We start from the raw sequence: 16,946 nt of genomic DNA on the forward strand, positions 1-16,946 counted from the left end.
CGCCGGCGTTCGCGATCGGGCTGACGGGCATCGTCGGGCTGATCGCGCTGGCGCTGGACGTGACCACGTCGACGTCGTTCATCAACTTCGGCGTCGCAGCCCAGGGGCCGCGCGAAAACCGCTCAGTCCAGAAGCCGGCGCGATCTCGCGGCGTGGTCGAGCGGAGTGGAGTCACTGGCCCGGCGGTTCGATCGGCGCCATCTCTGGCTGAGCGAACTCACTAGCCGGTCCAGCTGCCGGAGCGTTTGATCGTCCGGATCATCGGCGCCGTCTCGACCTGGTGGACTCCGGGAAGGGCGCCAAGGCGCGTGGCGAGAAAGTCGTAGAGGGCGTCGTCGTCGCGGCAGCCGATGCTGAGGGTCAGGTTGGTCGGACCGGTGGTGGCGGCGACGAGCGCGACTTCCGGGTAGGTCGCCACCTCGCGGGCGACGGCGTCGAGGCGGGACGGGGTGACGCCGAGCCACAGCAGGGCCGACAGGGACGCGCCGAGCAGGGCGGCGTCGACCTCGACGTCGAAGTAGAGGGCACCCGTGGCGCGCAGGTGCTCGAGGCGGCGGCGGACGGTCGTTTCGGAGCGTCCCGACGCGGCGGCGAGGGTGGCCAGCGAAGCGCGGCCGTCGTGAGCCAGGGCGGCGAAGAGGGCGTCGTCACCGGGTTCCAGGCGCGGCGACACGGTGCTTCCAGTGGCACGGCCGTCCCAGCCGGGAGTCAGCGCGGCGACCTGAGCGGCGTCCAACGCACTCGCCCGGCCCGGCCAGCCCGCCGGACCACCGGCGAACCGACGCAGCAATCGATGCGCCGTCACGGACACCACACGCGGCGTGCGCGGCAGCTGCCCGAGCAACAGGCCCTCGTCGGCTTCCTGCCGGGGCGCCGAGGTGTAGCAGGCGATCTCCGTGCCGCCGGATGTCAGGCTGACCCACGACGTGTCGTCGCGCCGCGCCAGCGCCGTGGCGATCACGCCGGCCGCGTCGGGCATGCAGCGCACGCGAAGCAGCCACTGCACGCGCCCGAGCTTCGTCACCTCCGGCACACCCACGACCCGCACCACTCCCGTCGAGCGCAGCCGGTGGTAGCGGCGCGCCACGGTCTGGTCCGACACGCCCAGCACCTCGGCCAGGCGGCTGAACGGCACGCGCCCGTCGAGCTGGAACGCGTGCGTCAGCCGGCGGTCGAGGTCGTCGAGCTGAGGTGAATCCACCGGATCAGCCTATTCCCTGTCGGATTCCAAGCATCTGGATCGAATGAGCAGCCTGAACCACCAGCACGGACGAGAGTCGGGGTCACCGGAAGGAGCCACGAATGAACCTCGACCACACCGTCTTCCTGGCCCAGCGCTACGAGCGCGTCTGGCAGCTCTACGAGCAGCTCGGCTTCACTCTCAGCCCGCCGTCGCGCCACTTCGCCGCGGGCACCAGCGGCAGCGAACCGACGCTCAGCTGCACGGCCAACCGCTGCGCCTACTTCGGCGACTCGTTCGTCGAGCTGATCGGCATCGTCGACGCGAAGGCGGGCGACCCGTGGCACGTGCTGCCGATCGTCGCGCGCGGCGACGGCCTGCACGGCGTGTCCTTCGGCGTCCCCGACACCGAGGCCGCCGAGCGCCGCCTGCGCGAAGCCGGCCTGTCGAAGTCCGGCGTGCTTTCCCTGCAACGAGACGTCGACACCCCGGAAGGACCCCGCACCGCGCGGTTCCGCAGCGTCCACCTGCTCCGCGACCGCACGCCGGAAGGCATCCTGCACACGGCCGAGCACCTCACGCCGGAGTACGTGTTCCAGCCGCAGTTCCTCAGCCATGCCAACACGGCGAAAGGCCTCGACAGCGTCCAGCTCGTCGTCGCCGACGCCGACCTGACCGCCTACGCCCGGCGCTACGAACAAATCCTCGACCAGAAGCCCACCAACAACTCGTTCGCCCTGAGCACGGGACGGCTCGACCTCGTCCCCGCGACCCGGCTCGACGACGTCCTCCCGGGCGAGCAGGCACCCCGCCTGCCGTACTTCGCGGCGCAGACCGTCGCCGTCGAAACCCTCACTCCCGCAAGGAAACTTGCCGCTGACGCCGGCCTCCCCACCGTCGATCTTCGCGACGGCGGCTTCTTCGTCCCCGCCGCCCACGCGGGCGGTGCGGCCCTCGGTTTCGTGGAAAGGTGAACGTGATGATCATCGAGACGGCCAGCGGCAAGGTCCGCGGCGCCGGCGGCGCGTTCCGCGGCATCCCCTACGCCCGTCAGGAACGCTTCCAGCCGCCGGCCGAAGCCCCCGCGTGGACAGGCGTGCGCGACGCGCTGGAACCCGGCCCGGCGGCGATCCAGCTGCCGTCGCGGCTCGAGCCCGTCGTCGGGCCGATGACGCTGGCACAGTCGGAGGATTGCCTGTCGCTCAACGTCTTCACGCCCTCGACCACCGGCTCGCGCCCGGTCCTGGTGTGGATCCACGGCGGCGCGTTCCTCACCGGCTCAGGCGGCCAGGGCTGGTACGACGGCACGCGCCTCGCGAACGAGGCCGACGTCGTCGTGGTCTCCCTCAACTACCGCCTCGGCGTGCTCGGCTTCCTGCCGCTCGACGGCGTCGCGCCGCCCAACCTCGGCATCGCCGACCAGCTCGCCGCGCTGGAGTGGGTGCGCGACAACGCCGCGGCTTTCGGCGGCGACCCGTCACGCGTCACGCTCGCCGGCCAGTCGGCGGGCGCGCAGTCGACGCTCACCCTTTGGTCCGCGGCTCGCGCGCAGGGCCTGGTGCACCAGATCGGGCTGCAGAGCGCGCCCGTCGGGCTGCCGCCGCAGACCCCGGACGAAGCCGCGGGCTGGGCGGAGAAATACCTCCACGCCCTCGGCGCGAGCACCGCGGAGGAGCTCATCAAGATGCCCACCACCCAGCTGCTCGACGGCCTCAAGACCCTCGCGGCCCAGGTCAAGACCGGGATCGCGCCGCCGTTCCAGCTCGTCGCGGACCACGACCTCGTGGCCGAAGACCTGATCGCCGCCGCGAAACCCGGCCGCGCTCTCGTCAGCTGGACCCGCGACGAAGTCCGCGCCTACGATCCCGCCGCGCCCCAAGCGCAAGTCGACCAGCAGACGGCCGCCCTCTTCAGCGGCGATCTCCCACGGCTGACCAAGCAACTCGGCGAAGACGCGACCCTCATGCGCTTCGACTGGTCCGCCCCCGGCAACCCGTACGGCGCCTGCCACTGCCTCGACGTCCCGTTCCTCTTCGGCACGCACGACGCCGCGCCGGAAGCCGCCTGCCTCGCGGGTGCTCCCGAGGGCCTGCCCGAGATCAACGACCTCCGCCGTGTGTGGGCCCAGTTCCTCCACGGCGAACGCCCGGTCGTCGACACCCCGCTGCTCACCGCGTTCTGATCAGTTCCGAGCGCGACAAGGGCCGCTCACCAGCCCGGTGAGCGGCCCTTCCCCAAGCCGTCAGGCCGCCGAAGCAGCCTTCACCGCCGCTTCGACCTCGGCGAACGACGGGTTCACCATCGCGGTCGACCCGACGATCACCGTCGGCACGGTCTCGTTGCCGTTCGCCACCTCGCGCACGCGCTCGGCCGCACCCGGCTCCTCCCAGATGTTGATCTCCTTGACGTTCAGGCCGCTCGCCATCAGCGGCCGCCGCAGCGCCGCGCAGAAGCCGCAGCCCGGCCGCCAGTAGAACTCGACCTCGACGTCACTCATCGCCCGTCCTCCGAAGCACGTAGGTAGTCCAACTGCGCCCGCACGCTCATTTCGGCAGGCGCCCACAGCGCCCGGTCGACGTCCGCGTAGACCACCTCGACCACCTGTCGCGGCGACGCGTCGGCCCCGAGCACCTTCAAGGCGGAACGCACCTGGTCCAGCCGCTGTTCCCGGTGGGCCAGGTATTCGCGCGCGGTCGCGGGCAGATCCGCCAGCTCCGGGCCGTGGCCGGGCAGGCCGGGCGTGCCGTCGGGCAGCTCGATGAGCGTGCGCAACGACCGCAGGTAGTCGCCGAGGTCCTTGAGCACGGTCGTGCCGCGCCCGAGGATCGTGTCGCCGGTGAGGATCTGGCCGGCGACGTGCAGGGAGACGGAGTCGTCGGTGTGCCCGGGCGTGTGCAGCACGCGGAACTCGAGCCCGCCCGCGGTGAACACCTCACCGTCGGCCAAGGCCGAAGCGCCGACGCACAGCGAAGCGTCGAACGCCCGGATCGGAGCGCCCACGCGCTCGGCGAACCACGGCGCGCCCTCGGCGTGGTCGGCGTGGTGGTGGGTCAGCACCACGAGCTCGACGGCGCCGATGGCCGCGAGCTTCTCCAGGTGGTCCAGGTCGTGGTACCCGGGGTCGACGACCACGCCGTCCGACGCGTCCGGACCACGCAGGAACCAGCTGTTCGTGCCCTCGAGCGTCATCGTCGACGGGTTGTTCTCCAGCAGCACCTGCGCGGTCTCGGAGACGCGGCGAAGCACGCCGTACGCGGGAGCAGTCACCGGTCAGACCTCCGTCGGGTCGAGGACGACACGGAAGCGGTCGCCTTCCTTGATGAGCGTCGGCATGGTCCGCAAGATCTCGCGCGGAGCGGCCAGCAGGGCTTCGGCCGTGGCGAACTCGTCGATCTCGACGAGCGTGAGCCACGTCGGGGGCATCAGCATGCGGCGGCCTTCGCGGGCGTCGCCGATCGCGGCCGACGGGCGCTGCCAGCCCGTGGCGTGCGCCTCGGAGGTCGCGCCGTCCGCGCGCTGGCCTTCGGGCAGCTTCGCCGAGAAGAAGCGGGTGTCGTAGCGGCGCGGTTCCTGCGGCGGCGTGACCCAGTGGGCGAACGGCCGCAGCAGGTCCGCTCGCAGCGTCAGCCCGGCGTCGGCGAGGAACGCGGCGAGCGAGATTTCCCGGCTCTCCAAGGCTTTCCGAGCTTCGGCGTAGGGCGCGACATCGGCGACCACCGCGTCTTCCGTGCCCGCCAGCAGCACGCCGGATTCCTCGAACGTCTCGCGCACGGCCGCGCAGACGAGCGCGCGGGCGAGGCTCTCGTCGCACGTGAACTGCGCGGCCCACCAGCTCGGCGGCAGTCCGGCCCACGCCACGGACGCGTCGGCGTCGCGCGGATCCACCCCGCCGCCGGGAAACACGGTCATGCCGCCGGCGAAGGGCATGCCCTTCACGCGGTGTTGCAGGAAGACTTCGAGACCGTCCTCGCCGTCGCGGGTGAGGATCACCGTGGCGGCGTCCTTGGGCTTCACGGGTGGGCCGTCGGCGTTCGCCCTCGTGCTGACTCCGGCCCCTACGGGGATGTCGAAAAGGAACTCACGCGGCCGATCCACCGAGGCAACATACCTCGCACCAGTGACCTCACGCCCACAATTTGTGACATGTCACCGACGCACCGCAGCCCCGGACCCACGCGGGGCCCGGGGCTGCGATCAGAACGTCAGAACCTCAGGACGACGACCAGCGGTCGCCACCCGAACGGGACGCACCGTTGAGCCGCAACCGGGCCGCCTCGGCGCGTTCGCGCTCGGCCAGCTCCTCGTGCAGCTCCCGCAGCAGCGCGCGGTCGCGCTCCGACAGGCTCGGGTCGTCCAGGTCCAGCGCCGGCAGCTCCACGACCTCGTGCATGCTCGGCTTGCCCGCGGCGATCTCGCGGCCCTTCTCAGGGTCCTCGGCCAGCGCCTGACGCAGCTGGGCGACCTCGGCCGGCGTCAGGTCGGCGGTGCGCTCGGCGCGCGTCTCCGACCGCGACTTGCGCGAGTTGTCCACCTGCGGGGTGGGCGCGTTCTGCACGATCGGCACCACGGGGGCGACCGCCTCGGGCGTCTGCCGGATGCTGTGCCGGCTCGGGGCCTCCATCACCACCGGCTCCACCACGGGCGTCGGCACCGGGGTGGGTACCGGAGTCGGAGCCGGTGGCGGGGTCACTACCGGCTCGGGCCGGTAGTCCGAGGTCGTCGTGTGCGTGCTTCCTGTGACCCACACCGGCGTGGCGACGGACGCGGCCGACTGGTGGTACGCGGACCGCGCGACACCCGGGCCGCTGACCTCGACGACCGACCGGATGCCGGCGCGGCGCAGGGCCGTGTCGACGCGGAACGCGACCGCGGGCGGGTTGCCCTCCGGGCCCAGCTCCACCAGCACCACGCGCTGCGGCAGCGCACCCGGCACGGAACCCGCCGGGGTGTTGCGCCACACCGCGTGCACCGAGCGGACGTCCGGCAGCACCTGCAGGGTGCGGTCGAGCGCCTCGGCCAGCCCGAACTCCGGCTGGTTGTCGCCGGTGAAGCGGTGGCTGTGGACCTGCTCGGCCTCGTCGACCAGCAGGTCGTTGGCGAGCGTCGCGTCCGACCGGCTCATCTCGAGCACCAGCGCCAGCTCGCGCTGCTCGGCCGAGCTGACGGAGATGCGGCCCGCGATGAGCGTGCCGGTCGTCAGTTCCACGGCTTCGTCGATGTGCGCGCGAGCGATCAGCTCGCGCGCCTCGGTGAGCGCGCTGTCGTCGATGCGGCCCGCCAGGGCCAGCAACAAGTTGTGCAGGCGCAGGGGCACCGAGAACCCGTCCATGGGCGGGCCTTCGTGAACCTCCACCATTGCTCTGCTCCTCCCAGCTCGCCTGGCGGCTCGAGCGTTATGCGGCGACGAGTCGATTACCGGAACCCGCGGCGCCGACACAGACCAGCTCGGAATTGGCGAGCGCGGCCCGGTGGTACCCGGGAAGGTCGAAGCGCGGTGGGATGACCTCGACGCTCGGTTCCTCGTCCCCCAGCACCCGCAGCACGCGCTGCAGTTCGCCGGTGAGCCTCGGCAGCCCGGACGTCGCCGTCACCAGCAGGACTCGCTTGGCCCCACCCTCACCGACCACACCGAGGTGTCGCCAGCTTTGCCGCACTTCCCCCACATCCGCGCGTCCTCGCAACGTTGCGTGGAGCAAGACGGACACAGAGTCGACTGAGTTCACCCATTCGGGCGCACTCGGTGTGAATGTGTACCTGGTCTCGGTGACGTCGTCTACCCCCAGGGTGGAACTCACCTGGTGCCAGTCGGCGCCGTGCGGGATCAGACCCGCGACGAGCAGGCGGTACTCGGTTTGGTCCAAATCGATCCTGTGCTTAAGCAAAGACCTGGGCAGCGTGCGCGCGAGCGTGCCCATCGCGCCTTCGCCCAGCCAGTCGCGGAACCGCCACAGGAGCTGGTCGGGCGTGCGGCCCGCGAGCCGGATCAGCAGCTCGTGCAGGGACTGTTCGATGTCGGGGTCCATCACTTCACCTCCACGATCAATTCGACCTCCACCGGGGCCCCGATGGGCAGCTCCGCGACGCCGACGGCCGAGCGGGCGTGCTTGCCCGCGTCGCCGAAGATCTCGCCGAGCAGCTCGGACGCGCCGTTGATCACCGCGGGCTGGCCGGTGAAGCCCTCCGCGGACGCGACGAAGCCGACCACCTTGACGATCCGCGTCACCGAGTCGATGCCCACCAACGCGTGCACCGCGGCCAGCGCGTTGAGCACGGAGGTGCGGGCATGGCCCTTGGCCTCTTCGGGGCTGACCTCCGCGCCGACCTTGCCGGTCGCCGCGAGCGTGCCGTCGACGAAGGGCAGCTGGCCGGAGGTGTAGACGTGGGAGCCGCTCTGCACGGCCGGCACGTAGGCGGCCAGCGGCGCGGCGACGCCGGGCAGTTCGATGCCGAGCTCGGCGAGCCGGGAAGTCCAGGTCACGGCGGGTCCCCTCAGTTCTTCGGGCGCTTGAGGTACGCGACGTGCTGCTCGCCGCTCGGGTTCGGCAGCACGGTGACCAGTTCCCAGCCGTCCTCGCCCCACTGGTCGAGAATCTGCTTCGTCGCGTGGATCAGCAGGGGGACGGTCGCGTACTCCCATTTGGTGGCGCTCATGACCCGGGAGCGTAGCTGGATTTTTGGCCCCGGCTCCGCCGGGGCGTGCGAGATCGCCTTTGAGCCGGCTCCTTCCCGACCGATGCGGCCGGCCCGAGGGGCCGACCACATCGGCCAGGAAGAAACCGGCGCGATCTCGCGCTTTCGTCGGCAAAGGTCAGCTGGTTTTGGCCGGCTAGTTCCGCGAAGGGTGCCTTGAAGGAATTTGCGTCCGTGAAGGCGTCCTTCACAGCCGGTTACCGTTGCTGGTGTGGAGACGTGGCGGATCGTCGCGACCGCCTTGCTCGCCGCGGCCGGGCTGCCGCTCGTGCTCGTGGTGATGGCCAAGGTGCGCGACCACGTGAACAGCTCGGCCCGGGTCGCGGTCGGCGGCGCGATCACGTTCACGGCGCTGGTGGTGGTGGCCGTGCTCACGCTCACTGTGCTGCCCGGCGCGCTCACCTGGATCCTCGTCGCGGCGGTCGCGGCTGCGGTCGGCGTCATGGTGCTCGCCAGCTGAGCGCCGGTTTAGTGTTGACGGTGTGACCACACCCTCCGCCGGCTGGCCCGACGAGCTCACCCGGGCCCGGCTGCACTTCGTCACCGGCAAGGGCGGCACCGGCAAGACCACCCTCGCCGCGGCGCTGGGTCTGGCCCTCGCGCGCGAGGGCCGCCGGGTGCTGCTGATCGAGGTCGAGGGCCGCCAGGGCATCGCCCAGCTCTTCGACACGGAGCCGCTGCCGTACGCGGAGCAGCGCATCGCGTCCGTCCCCGGCGGGGGCGAGCTGCGCGCGCTGCACATCGACGTCGAGGCCGCGCTGCTCGAGTACTTCGAGATGTTCTACAACCTGGGCTTCGCCGGCCGGACGCTGCGGCGGATGGGCGCGATCGAGTTCGCGACCACGCTCGCGCCGGGTCTTCGTGACGTCCTGCTCACTGGGAAGATCAAGGAGTGCGTGGGCCGCACGGAGTCCGACGGCCGCCACACCTACGACGCCGTGGTGGTCGACTCGCCGCCCACCGGCCGCGTGGTCAAGTTCCTCGACGTCACCAAGGCCCTGACCGACCTTGCCAAGACCGGCCCGATCCGCGGCCAGGCCGACGGCGTCGTGCGGCTGCTGCACTCGGGCGAGACCGCCATCCACCTCACCACGCTGCTGGAGGAGATGCCGGTGCGCGAGACGGTGGAGGCCGTGGCGGAGCTCGACGGCGCCGACCTGCGCCCCGGCGCGGTACTGGTCAACCGCGTGCGCCCGCCGCGCCTGCCCGCGCGTTCCGTCACGGCGGCCGCAGACGGTCGTGTCGACGCCGGCCGCGTGCGCGCGGGCCTCGCGTCGGCCGGGCTGAAGCTGCCGGACGAGACGCTCGACGCGCTGGTGGAGGAGACCGTGGAGCACGCCGTGCGCGTGGCCGCCGAGCAGCGGGCGCGTGAGCAGCTCGCCGAGGCGGACCTGCCGACGCTGGAGCTGCCGGAGGTCACCGACGGCGTGGACGTGGCGTCGCTCTACGACCTCGCGGAAGCGCTGCTGGACCAGGGGGTGCGCTGATGACGCTGATCGACGTCGACGCCCTGCTCGACGACCCGGAGAGCCGCGTGATCGTGTGCTGCGGCTCCGGCGGCGTCGGCAAGACGACCACCGCGGCGGCGCTCGCGTTGCGCGCGGCCGAGCGCGGCCGGCAGACGGTGGTCCTGACCATCGACCCGGCGCGCCGGCTGGCACAGGCGCTGGGCCTGCGCGAGCTGGGCAACCACCCGCGTCAGGTGCGGGTGGAAGGGTTCGAGCCCAAGGGCGAGCTGTGGGCGATGATGCTCGACATGCGCCGCACGTTCGACGACATGGTGCGCGTGCACGCCGGCCCCGAGCGCGCCGAGCAGCTGCTGCAGAATCCCTTCTACCAGACCATTTCCACGTCGTTCTCCGGCACGCAGGAGTACATGGCGATGGAGAAGCTGGGCCAGCTCGCCGCCACCGACGACTGGGACCTGATCATCGTCGACACGCCGCCGAGCCGCTCGGCGCTCGACTTCCTGGACGCGCCGACGCGCCTGTCCAGCGCGCTCGACGGCCGCATGATCCGGCTGCTGACCGGCCCCGCGAAGGCGGGCGGCTGGGGGCTGCGCAAGGTGGTCAGCGCGGGGTTCTCGATGTTCGCCAAGGCCGTGTCCACGATCATCGGCGGGCAGCTGCTGGCCGACGCGTCGGCGTTCATGCAGGCCTTCGACAGCATGTTCGGCGGGTTCCGCGAACGCGCGCGCAAGACGGCGGAGCTGCTGCGCTCCAGCGGCACGTCGTTCCTCGTGATCGCCGCGCCGGAGCCCGACGCTCTGCGCGAGGCATCGTTTTTCGTCGAGCGGCTCGCGGGTGAGTCGATGCCGCTCGCGGGTCTCGTCGCGAACCGGACGCACCCGGTGCTCGCGTCGCTTTCGGCATCGGAGGCGATCGCGGCCGCGGAGTCGTTGCAGAAGGGCGGCACGAGCGCGCCGCTGGCCGAGGCCGTGCTGCGGCTGCACGCCGACCGCGTGGCGCTGGCCGAGCGGGAGAACCGGCTGCTGGCGCGGTTCACGAAAGCACATCCTGAAGTGCCGCTGGTGCGAGTGCCGGCGTTGGCCGGTGACGTGCACGACCTCGAAGGTCTGCGCGACATCGGGACCAAGCTCGTGAGTGACTGAGCCCGTGAGTGACTGAGCTCGGCTCAGCCACTCACGAGCCGGTCAGCTGACCTGCGCGCTTTCCACCGCGTCACGCTTTGCGGCTTCCAGCAGCTCGGCCCAGCTGGTGACGTCGGAACGCCGGCGCAGCAATGCGCGGCGCTCACGTTCGGTCATGCCACCCCAGACACCGAAACTGATCCGGCCGTCGAGCGCCTCGGCGAGGCATTCCGTGCGAACCGGGCACCCCATGCACACGGCTTTCGCCCGGTTCTGCTCGGCGCCGCGCACGAAGAGCCCGTCGGGATCTGCATCCCGGCATGACGCGCTCATGCGCCAGCTCGACTGGTTGGTCTCCATACCCCCAGCTCCCTACCCTGGTGTTCGACACCAGCGAAGGTGAAGCTCCCGCTCCCACCCCCGCGAGCGTGTCTCCCTCTGCTCTCACGTCGGTGACGGCACCTCCCCGGTGCCGCTGCCGCCGTTCGGTCCAGAGGAGCTCCCACTCGCACTGGGCCGTCGGTCGGCAAAAAATCTTTCGTGAGACGTTGACGGACTGTAGGGGCCCTCGGTTCCCCCCGCCAAGACCTAGCATGCATTCCGTTACCGGAAGTCACCTCATGGGGTCCGTTTTGTCACGACTGTCGCCCCCTGGCGGGTGTGAGGTAACGGGAGCACCACAGGCCTTCAGTACCCTGGCCTTCGTGCGCAAAACGGACGGTCTCTTCAAGCTCATCGGCCTCTGTCTGCTCGCGGGGGTGCTGGTCGCCGGAATCCTGTTCCCCGTGGTGGGCGCGGCCGGCGTGGCGTCGAACCAGGCGAGCGAGACGGTGGAGAAGACATCGTCCGACCTCGCCGACATCCCGCCGCCCCTGGTGACGACGATCACCGACTCGGGCGGCAAGCCCATCGCGACGCTGTACGACCAGTACCGCATCCCGGTGGCGGCCGACGAGATCAACGAGGCCATGCAGTGGGCCCTGGTGTCGGTGGAGGACAAGCGCTTCTACGAGCACCACGGCGTCGACTGGCAGGGCACGCTGCGCGCGGCCGTGTCCAACAGCACCGGCGGCGACACGCAGGGTGCCTCGACGCTCACTCAGCAGTACGTGAAGAACTACTTGATCAACGTGGTCTATCGAGGCGACAAGGTCGGCCAGGAGAAGGCGCAGGAGCAGACGCTCGCGCGCAAGCTCAAGGAAGCGCGGATCGCCATTCAGCTCGAGACGAAGCTGTCGAAGCAGCAGATCCTGGCCGGGTACCTGAACATCGTCGAGTTCTCGCGCCAGATCTTCGGCATCGGCGCCGCCGCGCACGCGTACTTCAACACCACGCCCGAGAAACTGACGGTGCCCCAGGCGGCGCTGCTCGCGGGCCTCGTGAACAACCCGATCAACGACGACCCGTGGAAGCACCCGGACAAGGCCACCGTTCGCCGCAACCTCGTGCTCGACCGCATGGTGGACAACAGGAAGCTCGCGAAGGACGACGCGGAGCGCTTCAAGGCCTCGCCGCTGGGCGTGGTCCCCGACGCCCCCGCCAAGCCCGCGTCGAACTGCACCGGCGCCGGCCCGGAGAACGGGTTCTTCTGCCAGTACGTCGAGGATTACTTGCTGAAGGCCGGCTTCGACAAGGACGACCTGTACACCGGCGGCTACACGATCAAGACCACGCTGGACGAAAAGGCCAACCACGAGGCGAAGGTCTCGGCGGAGACGCAGGTCAAGAAGACGCAGAAAAACGTGGCGAACACGCTTTCGTTGGTGCGTCCCGGGAAAACGCGCCATGAAGTGGTGGCGCTGGCGGCGAACCGGGATTACGGGATCGACGCGGATCAGGGACAGACCACGTTTGCACTGCCGTCCGGTGTGTACAACACCGGTGGAGCGGGGTCGAGCTACAAGATCTTCACAACGGCCGCTGTGCTGGACCGCGGGATTGCCGGGATCTACAGCAATATCCCGGTCGGTGACGGCTATACGTCCCACGTCTTCACCGGCAGCCAGCCGCAGTGTGCACCCACGGGTGCACCGAACACGCGTTGGTACTGCGTCGGTAACGCCGGCCACTACGGCGCTTCGAACACCTTGCAGGGCGCGTTGGCGACTTCGCCGAACACCGCGTTCGTGGCACTCGAAGACAAGCTCGGCAGCACCGCGCCGGGCATCGACATGGCGAACCGGCTCGGCATGAAGAACACCATGGCGAGCAACACCGGCGGCGGCACGGTCGACCCGAACGACCCCAGCAAGGCCGAATCCCAGGCGAAGGCCTACGGCCCCAAGGGCAATAACCCCGGCGTCGGCGCGTTCACGCTCGGCTTCAGCCCGACCAGCGGGCTGGAAATGGCGAACGTCGCGGCCACACTGCTGAGCGGCGGAGTCTGGTGCCCGCCCACCCCGCTGTCCGGCATCACGGACCGCAACGGGAAAACGGTGCCGTACAAGGAAGAGGCTTGCTCGCAGGCCGTCCCCGAGGGCCTCGCGAACACGATGGTCGTCGGCATGAGCAAGGACGACCAGCCGGGCGGCACCTCGGCCGCGGCGGCCGCGGCCGTGGGCTGGAACCGCCCGATCCTCGGCAAGACGGGCACCACCCAGAACAACGGCTCCGCGACCTTCATCGCCGGCACCCCGCAGATGGCCGGCGCCGCCATGGTCTTCCGCCCCGAAGGCGGCACCGGCGGCCTCTGCTTCCGCTCCGTCGGCACCGTCACCACCTGCGGCACCGGCAACATGTTCGGCGGCAAGACTCCCGCCCAGACGTGGTTCGGCGCGATGAAGAACATCATGGCCGACCAGCCGATCGCGCAGTTGCCACCGGAAGATCCGAAGTACACGGGTCGTTGATGCGAGGGTGTTGCCCGTGTCCGACCGTGCTACGGCCGGACACGGGCAACATTGTTTCCGGTTCCCGGTAATTCGGCCGTCATCGCGCTGGCTCACGATGATCGCGGGAATACAATTCCGGAGTGACGGGCTCGCGAAGGATGTCGGCCGGCCTCTGCGGCCTGATGGTGTTGGTGCTGTGCGGCACTGCTTGTACCAGCTCCGCTGAGAAGCTGGAGCCGATTGCCACGAAGACCGTTCGGGACAAGGCTTCGCAAGTGCTTGGCGAATTGCGGAGCACAACTCCGCCAACACCGGAGTCGATTGACCGGGCTGTCACCAAAATCCTGGAGGGATGGAACATCGGCGGCGCCACCGTGCTGCTCGGAAAGGACATTCCCGCTGCTGGTCGGTTCACCGCCAGATTCGCGCTTCTCTCGTTTGTGGGAGGTGGAGTCAACGGAGAGTACATCCAGTACGCGGTGCGGCTCTGCGTTTCTTACACCGGCGACGTGAGCCGGCCCAGCTCAACGGAGATGACAGACCTGGCCTGCCCCCCTGGCTTGCCTGACCCGAGCGACATCATTCCGGTCAGCCGCGAGGTCAAGCTCACCGAATGAGCTGCACTAACTCATGGACCGACCGTCCCCTTTGCCCGGATACTGGAGGTCTCCGGGGGAAGGGGTGGCCGTGGAGTTGCTTCTCGGCGTGGTGGCGTTCTTGGTCGCGTCCTCGATGGTCGTCGCGTGTTGGCGTTCGGTCGGCGCGGTGGCAGGTGGGGCTGCGGACCGCGCACGTGGTCGTGTCGGTGGGGCTCGGCTCGTGGCGGTGCTGCGGGAGCCGTTGGCGTTGTGGGTGTTGTGCCTCGGACCGGACGTGGTGATCGCGGTCGGGCGGCTGGCGGTGGAGTGGTGGCGGCAAGGCAGCCGCCACCCCGAACGGCTGGCGGGAGAATAAGGTGGGCATCGCGTTCGCGTTTCTGCTCATCTTGTTCGCCGCGACGTTGTTTCTTTCGGTGCTGCCTTGGCGCCGGCCCGTCGACGTCTGGGTGCTGACGGCGATCCCGCTCGCTTCGGTGGGCTTGGTGGCTTTCTTCCGCCTCGACGGCTGGCCGGCCGGCGACTGGCCGACGCTGCTGTGGCTCGGCACGCTCGGACCCGGGTCGCTGATCGCTGTCGTGCGGCTGTTCCTCATCGCGCTCGGGCGGTCACCGGGAACGACATGCCAGAAATGAACCCCGCGCCGATCAGAACTTCGTCAGCTTTCCGAGGATGACCTGGTTCCACCACAGGTACATCTGGTCGCGCTCCTTCGGCGTCGACACGCCGTCGAACACGAGGACGCCGAGGGTGTGGGTGCGTGCGTCGGTGTAAACGAACGTGTCGTCGTAGCAGGTGATGAAGTCGCCGGGGTGCGGGGCGTTGGCGTCGGGGCGGTAGTAGCTGCCCCAGATGCCGGGGTGATCCACAGCGTCGCAGCCGCCGTGGTCGTCGTCGCGGATGAGGTTGTGGGCCTGGACCATGCCTTCGAAGAAGGCGGCCAGCGAGGCTTCATCGGGGAATTGGTTGAAGTGCGCCTGGGTCGGCTCGAGGAGGGTGACGTTGCCGGACCGGAAGGTCCCAGCGTTCGACTTCGTGCAGTACATCGCGGCGGTGGCACCCTGGACGGGTTGAGCGGCCATGCAGCCGATCCCCTGGTACGTCTCCGGCACCGGCACATTCCCGCTCGGCTGCTGCGGAGCGCTCGACCCCGCTGATTGCGGCGATTCCGGCGGTTGCGACGACTTCGAGCCGCTCCCGGTCGACGGCGGCGGGCTGCTCGACCTGGACGTCGAAGCCGGCGCCGGGTTCGGTGTCGGAGTGCCCCCGCCGCCCGCGGTGTTCTGACCCTGGCCGCGGATGATCAGCACCGTCGCGACGACCGCGATCACCACCACGACCGCCACGACTCCCGTGACGACCGCCGCGCGCTTCGACTTCGGCGGCGGCACCGGCAGCCGGCCGGGCCGCGTCGGCGGGCGGCCTGGCCACGTCTGGCCCCCGGCGGCCGGCGGAATCGGCGTGTTCAGCGACGTCGACGCCGGTGGCCCGCCGGCCGTGACAGGACCGTTCGGGAACCCGGCCCCTGGCGTGAACGGACCGCTCACACCCGTCGGCGACCCCACGCGGGTGCCGGACGTGTTCGGCCCAGTTGCAGGGAGGCCCGGAGGCGCCTGACCGACGAACGGTGGTCCGCTCTGCCCCGGGGGTGCGCTTGCGCCCGCTGCGAAGCCTGAGGGCGGTGCCGCGCCGCCAGGCCGGGTGCCGTTCGGCCCGGCAGGCGGTGTGCTCGGTGCGGCGGCGAAGCCAGGAGGTGGTGTCTGCGCGCTCGGTCCGGCAGCCGAACCATCCGGCGCACCACCAACTCCCCACCCCACCGGGGGACCACCAGACTGAGACGCACCCGAGCCCGCCGAACCACCCGGCTGCGCCCCGCCCGCACTGGCATCAGAGCCCTCCAGCACACCACCAGGCGACAACCCCGCGCCGCCAGGCTGCGCCCCACCAGCCCCTGACTCCGACCCCGGCGCGCCACCGACCGGCGACCCACCCGAACCCGCCGCCTCGAGACTCCCCTGCTGCCACACCGGCGCACTCGTCTCGGCGCTCGTCGCCGTGGGGCCGGACGTACCAGTCAGCGCCGCGTTCACCGCCGCCGCGAAAGCGCCCGCCGTCGGGTACCGATCGGCCGGGTCCTTCGCCATTCCCCGTGACACCACGTCGTCGAGAGCGCGCGGCAGGTCCCGCCGCGCGGCGGACAGGAGGGGTGGCGGCGCGGTCAGATGAGCCCCCATCTGAGCCACGGCGCCATCAACGGGAAACGGCCGATGCCCCGTCAGGCACTCGTAGAACACGCAAGCCAGCGCATATACATCGACAGATCCGTCAAGCGGCTTGTCGCCAAACCGCTCCGGCGCCATGTAGTCCAAAGTGCCGATCACGTTCCCCGTGCCCGTGATCGACGTCACGGTGCCCGACATCGAGCGCGCGATGCCGAAGTCCACCAGGTAAACAAAGTCACCGTCGGTGACGAGGATGTTCGACGGCTTCACGTCGCGGTGGACGAGGCCGTCGGCGTGGGCGGCGTCCAAGGCACTCGCGACCTGCGTCATCAGGCCGGCCGCCCGCGCGGCCGTCAGCGGTCCCGCCGCGATCAGGTCCTTCAGGTCCTGCCCCTCGACCAGGCGCATGTCGAGGTAGAGCCGCCCGTCGATCTCGCCGTACGCGTGGATCGGGATGACGTGCGGCTCGCGCAGCCGCGCCACCACCTGCGACTCGCGGCGGAAGCGCGCGCGAAACGCCTCGTCGGCCACGTACGCATCGGAAAGGCGCTTCAGCGCGACAATGCGGTCGTGCGCGGTGTCGTAGGCGCGGTGCACCTCGCCCATCCCGCCGCGGCCCAGCAAGGACTCGATCCGGTACGGCCCGAACTGTTCCATCGTTCTCCCCAAGCCCCCCGGCTTGTCACCCGTACTCGGGCCGACGCAGATGCTAACCAGCCCGTTCCCCGGAACCGGGCGGTGTCACCCAACTGTTGAGCACGCGATCGGATACCAAACGCACGCTCAGTGATCATCGCTGCCCGCAAGCCCAGGAACACGCCGACCACGTATCCTCGC

At 70.3% G+C, this 16,946-nt stretch carries 20 protein-coding genes; 10 read left to right on the forward strand and 10 right to left on the reverse strand.

From position 1 onward, the window contains the following. The coding region (locus ABZU76_RS43670; protein WP_354881899.1) for a hypothetical protein at positions 1-224 on the forward strand (224 nt) is incomplete at its 5' end. On the opposite strand, the gene ABZU76_RS43675 is transcribed toward ABZU76_RS43670, so the two are convergent. Beyond that, complete coding sequence (locus ABZU76_RS43675) at positions 221-1,201, reverse strand: AsnC family transcriptional regulator (protein WP_354881902.1); 981 nt, start codon at positions 1,199-1,201, stop codon at positions 221-223. The genes ABZU76_RS43670 and ABZU76_RS43675 overlap by 4 nt on opposite strands. A gap of 101 nt (positions 1,202-1,302) precedes the next feature. On the opposite strand from ABZU76_RS43675, the gene ABZU76_RS43680 reads away from it, so the two are divergent. Then, entirely contained in the window at positions 1,303-2,154 is an 852-nt protein-coding gene (locus tag ABZU76_RS43680) for a VOC family protein (RefSeq protein WP_354881904.1), read from the forward strand. A gap of 5 nt (positions 2,155-2,159) precedes the next feature. Beyond that, positions 2,160-3,362: a carboxylesterase family protein gene (locus ABZU76_RS43685; protein WP_354881907.1), complete on the forward strand. Its 1,203-nt coding sequence runs from the start codon at positions 2,160-2,162 to the stop codon at positions 3,360-3,362. A gap of 60 nt (positions 3,363-3,422) precedes the next feature. Here the strand turns inward: ABZU76_RS43685 and ABZU76_RS43690 are convergent, their stop codons facing one another. The 7 genes from ABZU76_RS43690 to ABZU76_RS43720 form a co-directional block, all read right to left on the reverse strand. Next, entirely contained in the window at positions 3,423-3,677 is a 255-nt protein-coding gene (locus ABZU76_RS43690) for a glutaredoxin domain-containing protein (protein ID WP_220244876.1), read from the reverse strand. Beyond that, entirely contained in the window at positions 3,674-4,447 is a 774-nt protein-coding gene (locus ABZU76_RS43695) for an MBL fold metallo-hydrolase (protein WP_354881912.1), read from the reverse strand. The genes ABZU76_RS43690 and ABZU76_RS43695 overlap by 4 nt, the downstream gene beginning before the upstream one ends. A 3-nt stretch (positions 4,448-4,450) precedes the next feature. Beyond that, positions 4,451-5,275, reverse strand: coding sequence for an NUDIX hydrolase (locus ABZU76_RS43700; RefSeq protein ID WP_354881915.1), 825 nt, complete (start codon positions 5,273-5,275; stop codon positions 4,451-4,453). Positions 5,276-5,390: 115 nt separating this feature from the next. After that, a complete protein-coding gene (locus ABZU76_RS43705) occupies positions 5,391-6,536 on the reverse strand; it encodes a hypothetical protein (protein ID WP_354881917.1) in 1,146 nt (381 codons plus the stop codon). 37 nt (positions 6,537-6,573) lie between these two features. Then, the gene (locus ABZU76_RS43710; RefSeq protein WP_220244880.1) at positions 6,574-7,203 is read right to left on the reverse strand and encodes a hypothetical protein; all 630 of its coding nucleotides are present in this window, start codon (positions 7,201-7,203) and stop codon (positions 6,574-6,576) included. Further along, positions 7,203-7,658 carry a RidA family protein gene (locus tag ABZU76_RS43715; protein ID WP_220244881.1) on the reverse strand — a complete coding sequence of 152 codons (456 nt, stop codon included), beginning with the start codon at positions 7,656-7,658 and terminating at the stop codon, positions 7,203-7,205. Before ABZU76_RS43715 ends, ABZU76_RS43710 begins: the two co-directional genes overlap by 1 nt. Positions 7,659-7,669: 11 nt before the next feature. Then, positions 7,670-7,831, reverse strand: a complete 162-nt coding sequence (locus ABZU76_RS43720; RefSeq protein WP_006238837.1) for a DUF4177 domain-containing protein — start codon at positions 7,829-7,831, stop codon at positions 7,670-7,672. Between the two features lie 250 nt (positions 7,832-8,081). Between ABZU76_RS43720 and ABZU76_RS43725 the strand changes: the two genes are divergently transcribed. Genes ABZU76_RS43725 through ABZU76_RS43735 form a run of 3 tightly spaced genes read left to right on the forward strand, consistent with a single transcriptional unit; the run spans position 8,082 to position 10,481 of the window. Next, positions 8,082-8,330, forward strand: a complete 249-nt coding sequence (locus ABZU76_RS43725; protein ID WP_220244882.1) for a hypothetical protein — start codon at positions 8,082-8,084, stop codon at positions 8,328-8,330. A 22-nt stretch (positions 8,331-8,352) separates the two neighbouring features. Beyond that, entirely contained in the window at positions 8,353-9,357 is a 1,005-nt protein-coding gene (locus tag ABZU76_RS43730; RefSeq protein WP_354881922.1) for an ArsA-related P-loop ATPase, read from the forward strand. Continuing rightward, on the forward strand, positions 9,357-10,481 hold the full coding sequence (locus ABZU76_RS43735; RefSeq protein WP_354881925.1) for an ArsA family ATPase: 1,125 nt from the start codon (positions 9,357-9,359) through the stop codon (positions 10,479-10,481). Before ABZU76_RS43730 ends, ABZU76_RS43735 begins: the two co-directional genes overlap by 1 nt. 42 nt (positions 10,482-10,523) lie before the next feature. Here the strand turns inward: ABZU76_RS43735 and ABZU76_RS43740 are convergent, their stop codons facing one another. Next, positions 10,524-10,820: a WhiB family transcriptional regulator gene (locus tag ABZU76_RS43740; protein ID WP_220244885.1), complete on the reverse strand. Its 297-nt coding sequence runs from the start codon at positions 10,818-10,820 to the stop codon at positions 10,524-10,526. A gap of 344 nt (positions 10,821-11,164) precedes the next feature. On the opposite strand from ABZU76_RS43740, the gene ABZU76_RS43745 reads away from it, so the two are divergent. The 4 genes from ABZU76_RS43745 to ABZU76_RS43760 all read left to right on the forward strand — a co-directional run bounded on the left by ABZU76_RS43745 (position 11,165) and on the right by ABZU76_RS43760 (position 14,522). Next, positions 11,165-13,309 carry a transglycosylase domain-containing protein gene (locus tag ABZU76_RS43745; protein WP_354881928.1) on the forward strand — a complete coding sequence of 715 codons (2,145 nt, stop codon included), beginning with the start codon at positions 11,165-11,167 and terminating at the stop codon, positions 13,307-13,309. A 122-nt stretch (positions 13,310-13,431) separates the two neighbouring features. Then, the gene (locus ABZU76_RS43750) at positions 13,432-13,908 is read left to right on the forward strand and encodes a hypothetical protein (protein ID WP_354881931.1); all 477 of its coding nucleotides are present in this window, start codon (positions 13,432-13,434) and stop codon (positions 13,906-13,908) included. Positions 13,909-13,978: 70 nt separating this feature from the next. Then, positions 13,979-14,245, forward strand: coding sequence for a hypothetical protein (locus tag ABZU76_RS43755; RefSeq protein ID WP_354881933.1), 267 nt, complete (start codon positions 13,979-13,981; stop codon positions 14,243-14,245). 1 nt (position 14,246) lies between these two features. After that, positions 14,247-14,522, forward strand: coding sequence for a hypothetical protein (locus tag ABZU76_RS43760; RefSeq protein ID WP_354881936.1), 276 nt, complete (start codon positions 14,247-14,249; stop codon positions 14,520-14,522). 12 nt (positions 14,523-14,534) lie between these two features. Here the strand turns inward: ABZU76_RS43760 and ABZU76_RS43765 are convergent, their stop codons facing one another. Then, on the reverse strand, positions 14,535-16,766 hold the full coding sequence (locus tag ABZU76_RS43765) for a protein kinase (protein WP_354881939.1): 2,232 nt from the start codon (positions 16,764-16,766) through the stop codon (positions 14,535-14,537). Between the last annotated feature and the right edge of the window lie 180 nt (positions 16,767-16,946).

Origin of the sequence: Amycolatopsis sp. NPDC005232, assembly GCF_040607795.1 — a bacterium.
Classification (GTDB): Bacteria; Actinomycetota; Actinomycetes; order Mycobacteriales; family Pseudonocardiaceae; genus Amycolatopsis.

Bases quoted from the DNA above. Each gene is read 5' to 3' on its own strand.
- ABZU76_RS43680 (WP_354881904.1), top strand. From the start codon at position 1,303: ATGAACCTCGACCACACCGTCTTCCTGGCCCAGCGCTACGAGCGCGTC.
- ABZU76_RS43685 (WP_354881907.1), top strand. From the start codon at position 2,160: ATGATCATCGAGACGGCCAGCGGCAAGGTCCGCGGCGCCGGCGGCGCG.
- ABZU76_RS43690 (WP_220244876.1), bottom strand. From the start codon at position 3,677: ATGAGTGACGTCGAGGTCGAGTTCTACTGGCGGCCGGGCTGCGGCTTC.
- ABZU76_RS43705 (WP_354881917.1), bottom strand. From the start codon at position 6,536: ATGGTGGAGGTTCACGAAGGCCCGCCCATGGACGGGTTCTCGGTGCCC.
- ABZU76_RS43710 (WP_220244880.1), bottom strand. From the start codon at position 7,203: ATGGACCCCGACATCGAACAGTCCCTGCACGAGCTGCTGATCCGGCTC.
- ABZU76_RS43720 (WP_006238837.1), bottom strand. From the start codon at position 7,831: ATGAGCGCCACCAAATGGGAGTACGCGACCGTCCCCCTGCTGATCCAC.
- ABZU76_RS43735 (WP_354881925.1), top strand. From the start codon at position 9,357: ATGACGCTGATCGACGTCGACGCCCTGCTCGACGACCCGGAGAGCCGC.
- ABZU76_RS43740 (WP_220244885.1), bottom strand. From the start codon at position 10,820: ATGGAGACCAACCAGTCGAGCTGGCGCATGAGCGCGTCATGCCGGGAT.
- ABZU76_RS43765 (WP_354881939.1), bottom strand. From the start codon at position 16,766: ATGGAACAGTTCGGGCCGTACCGGATCGAGTCCTTGCTGGGCCGCGGC.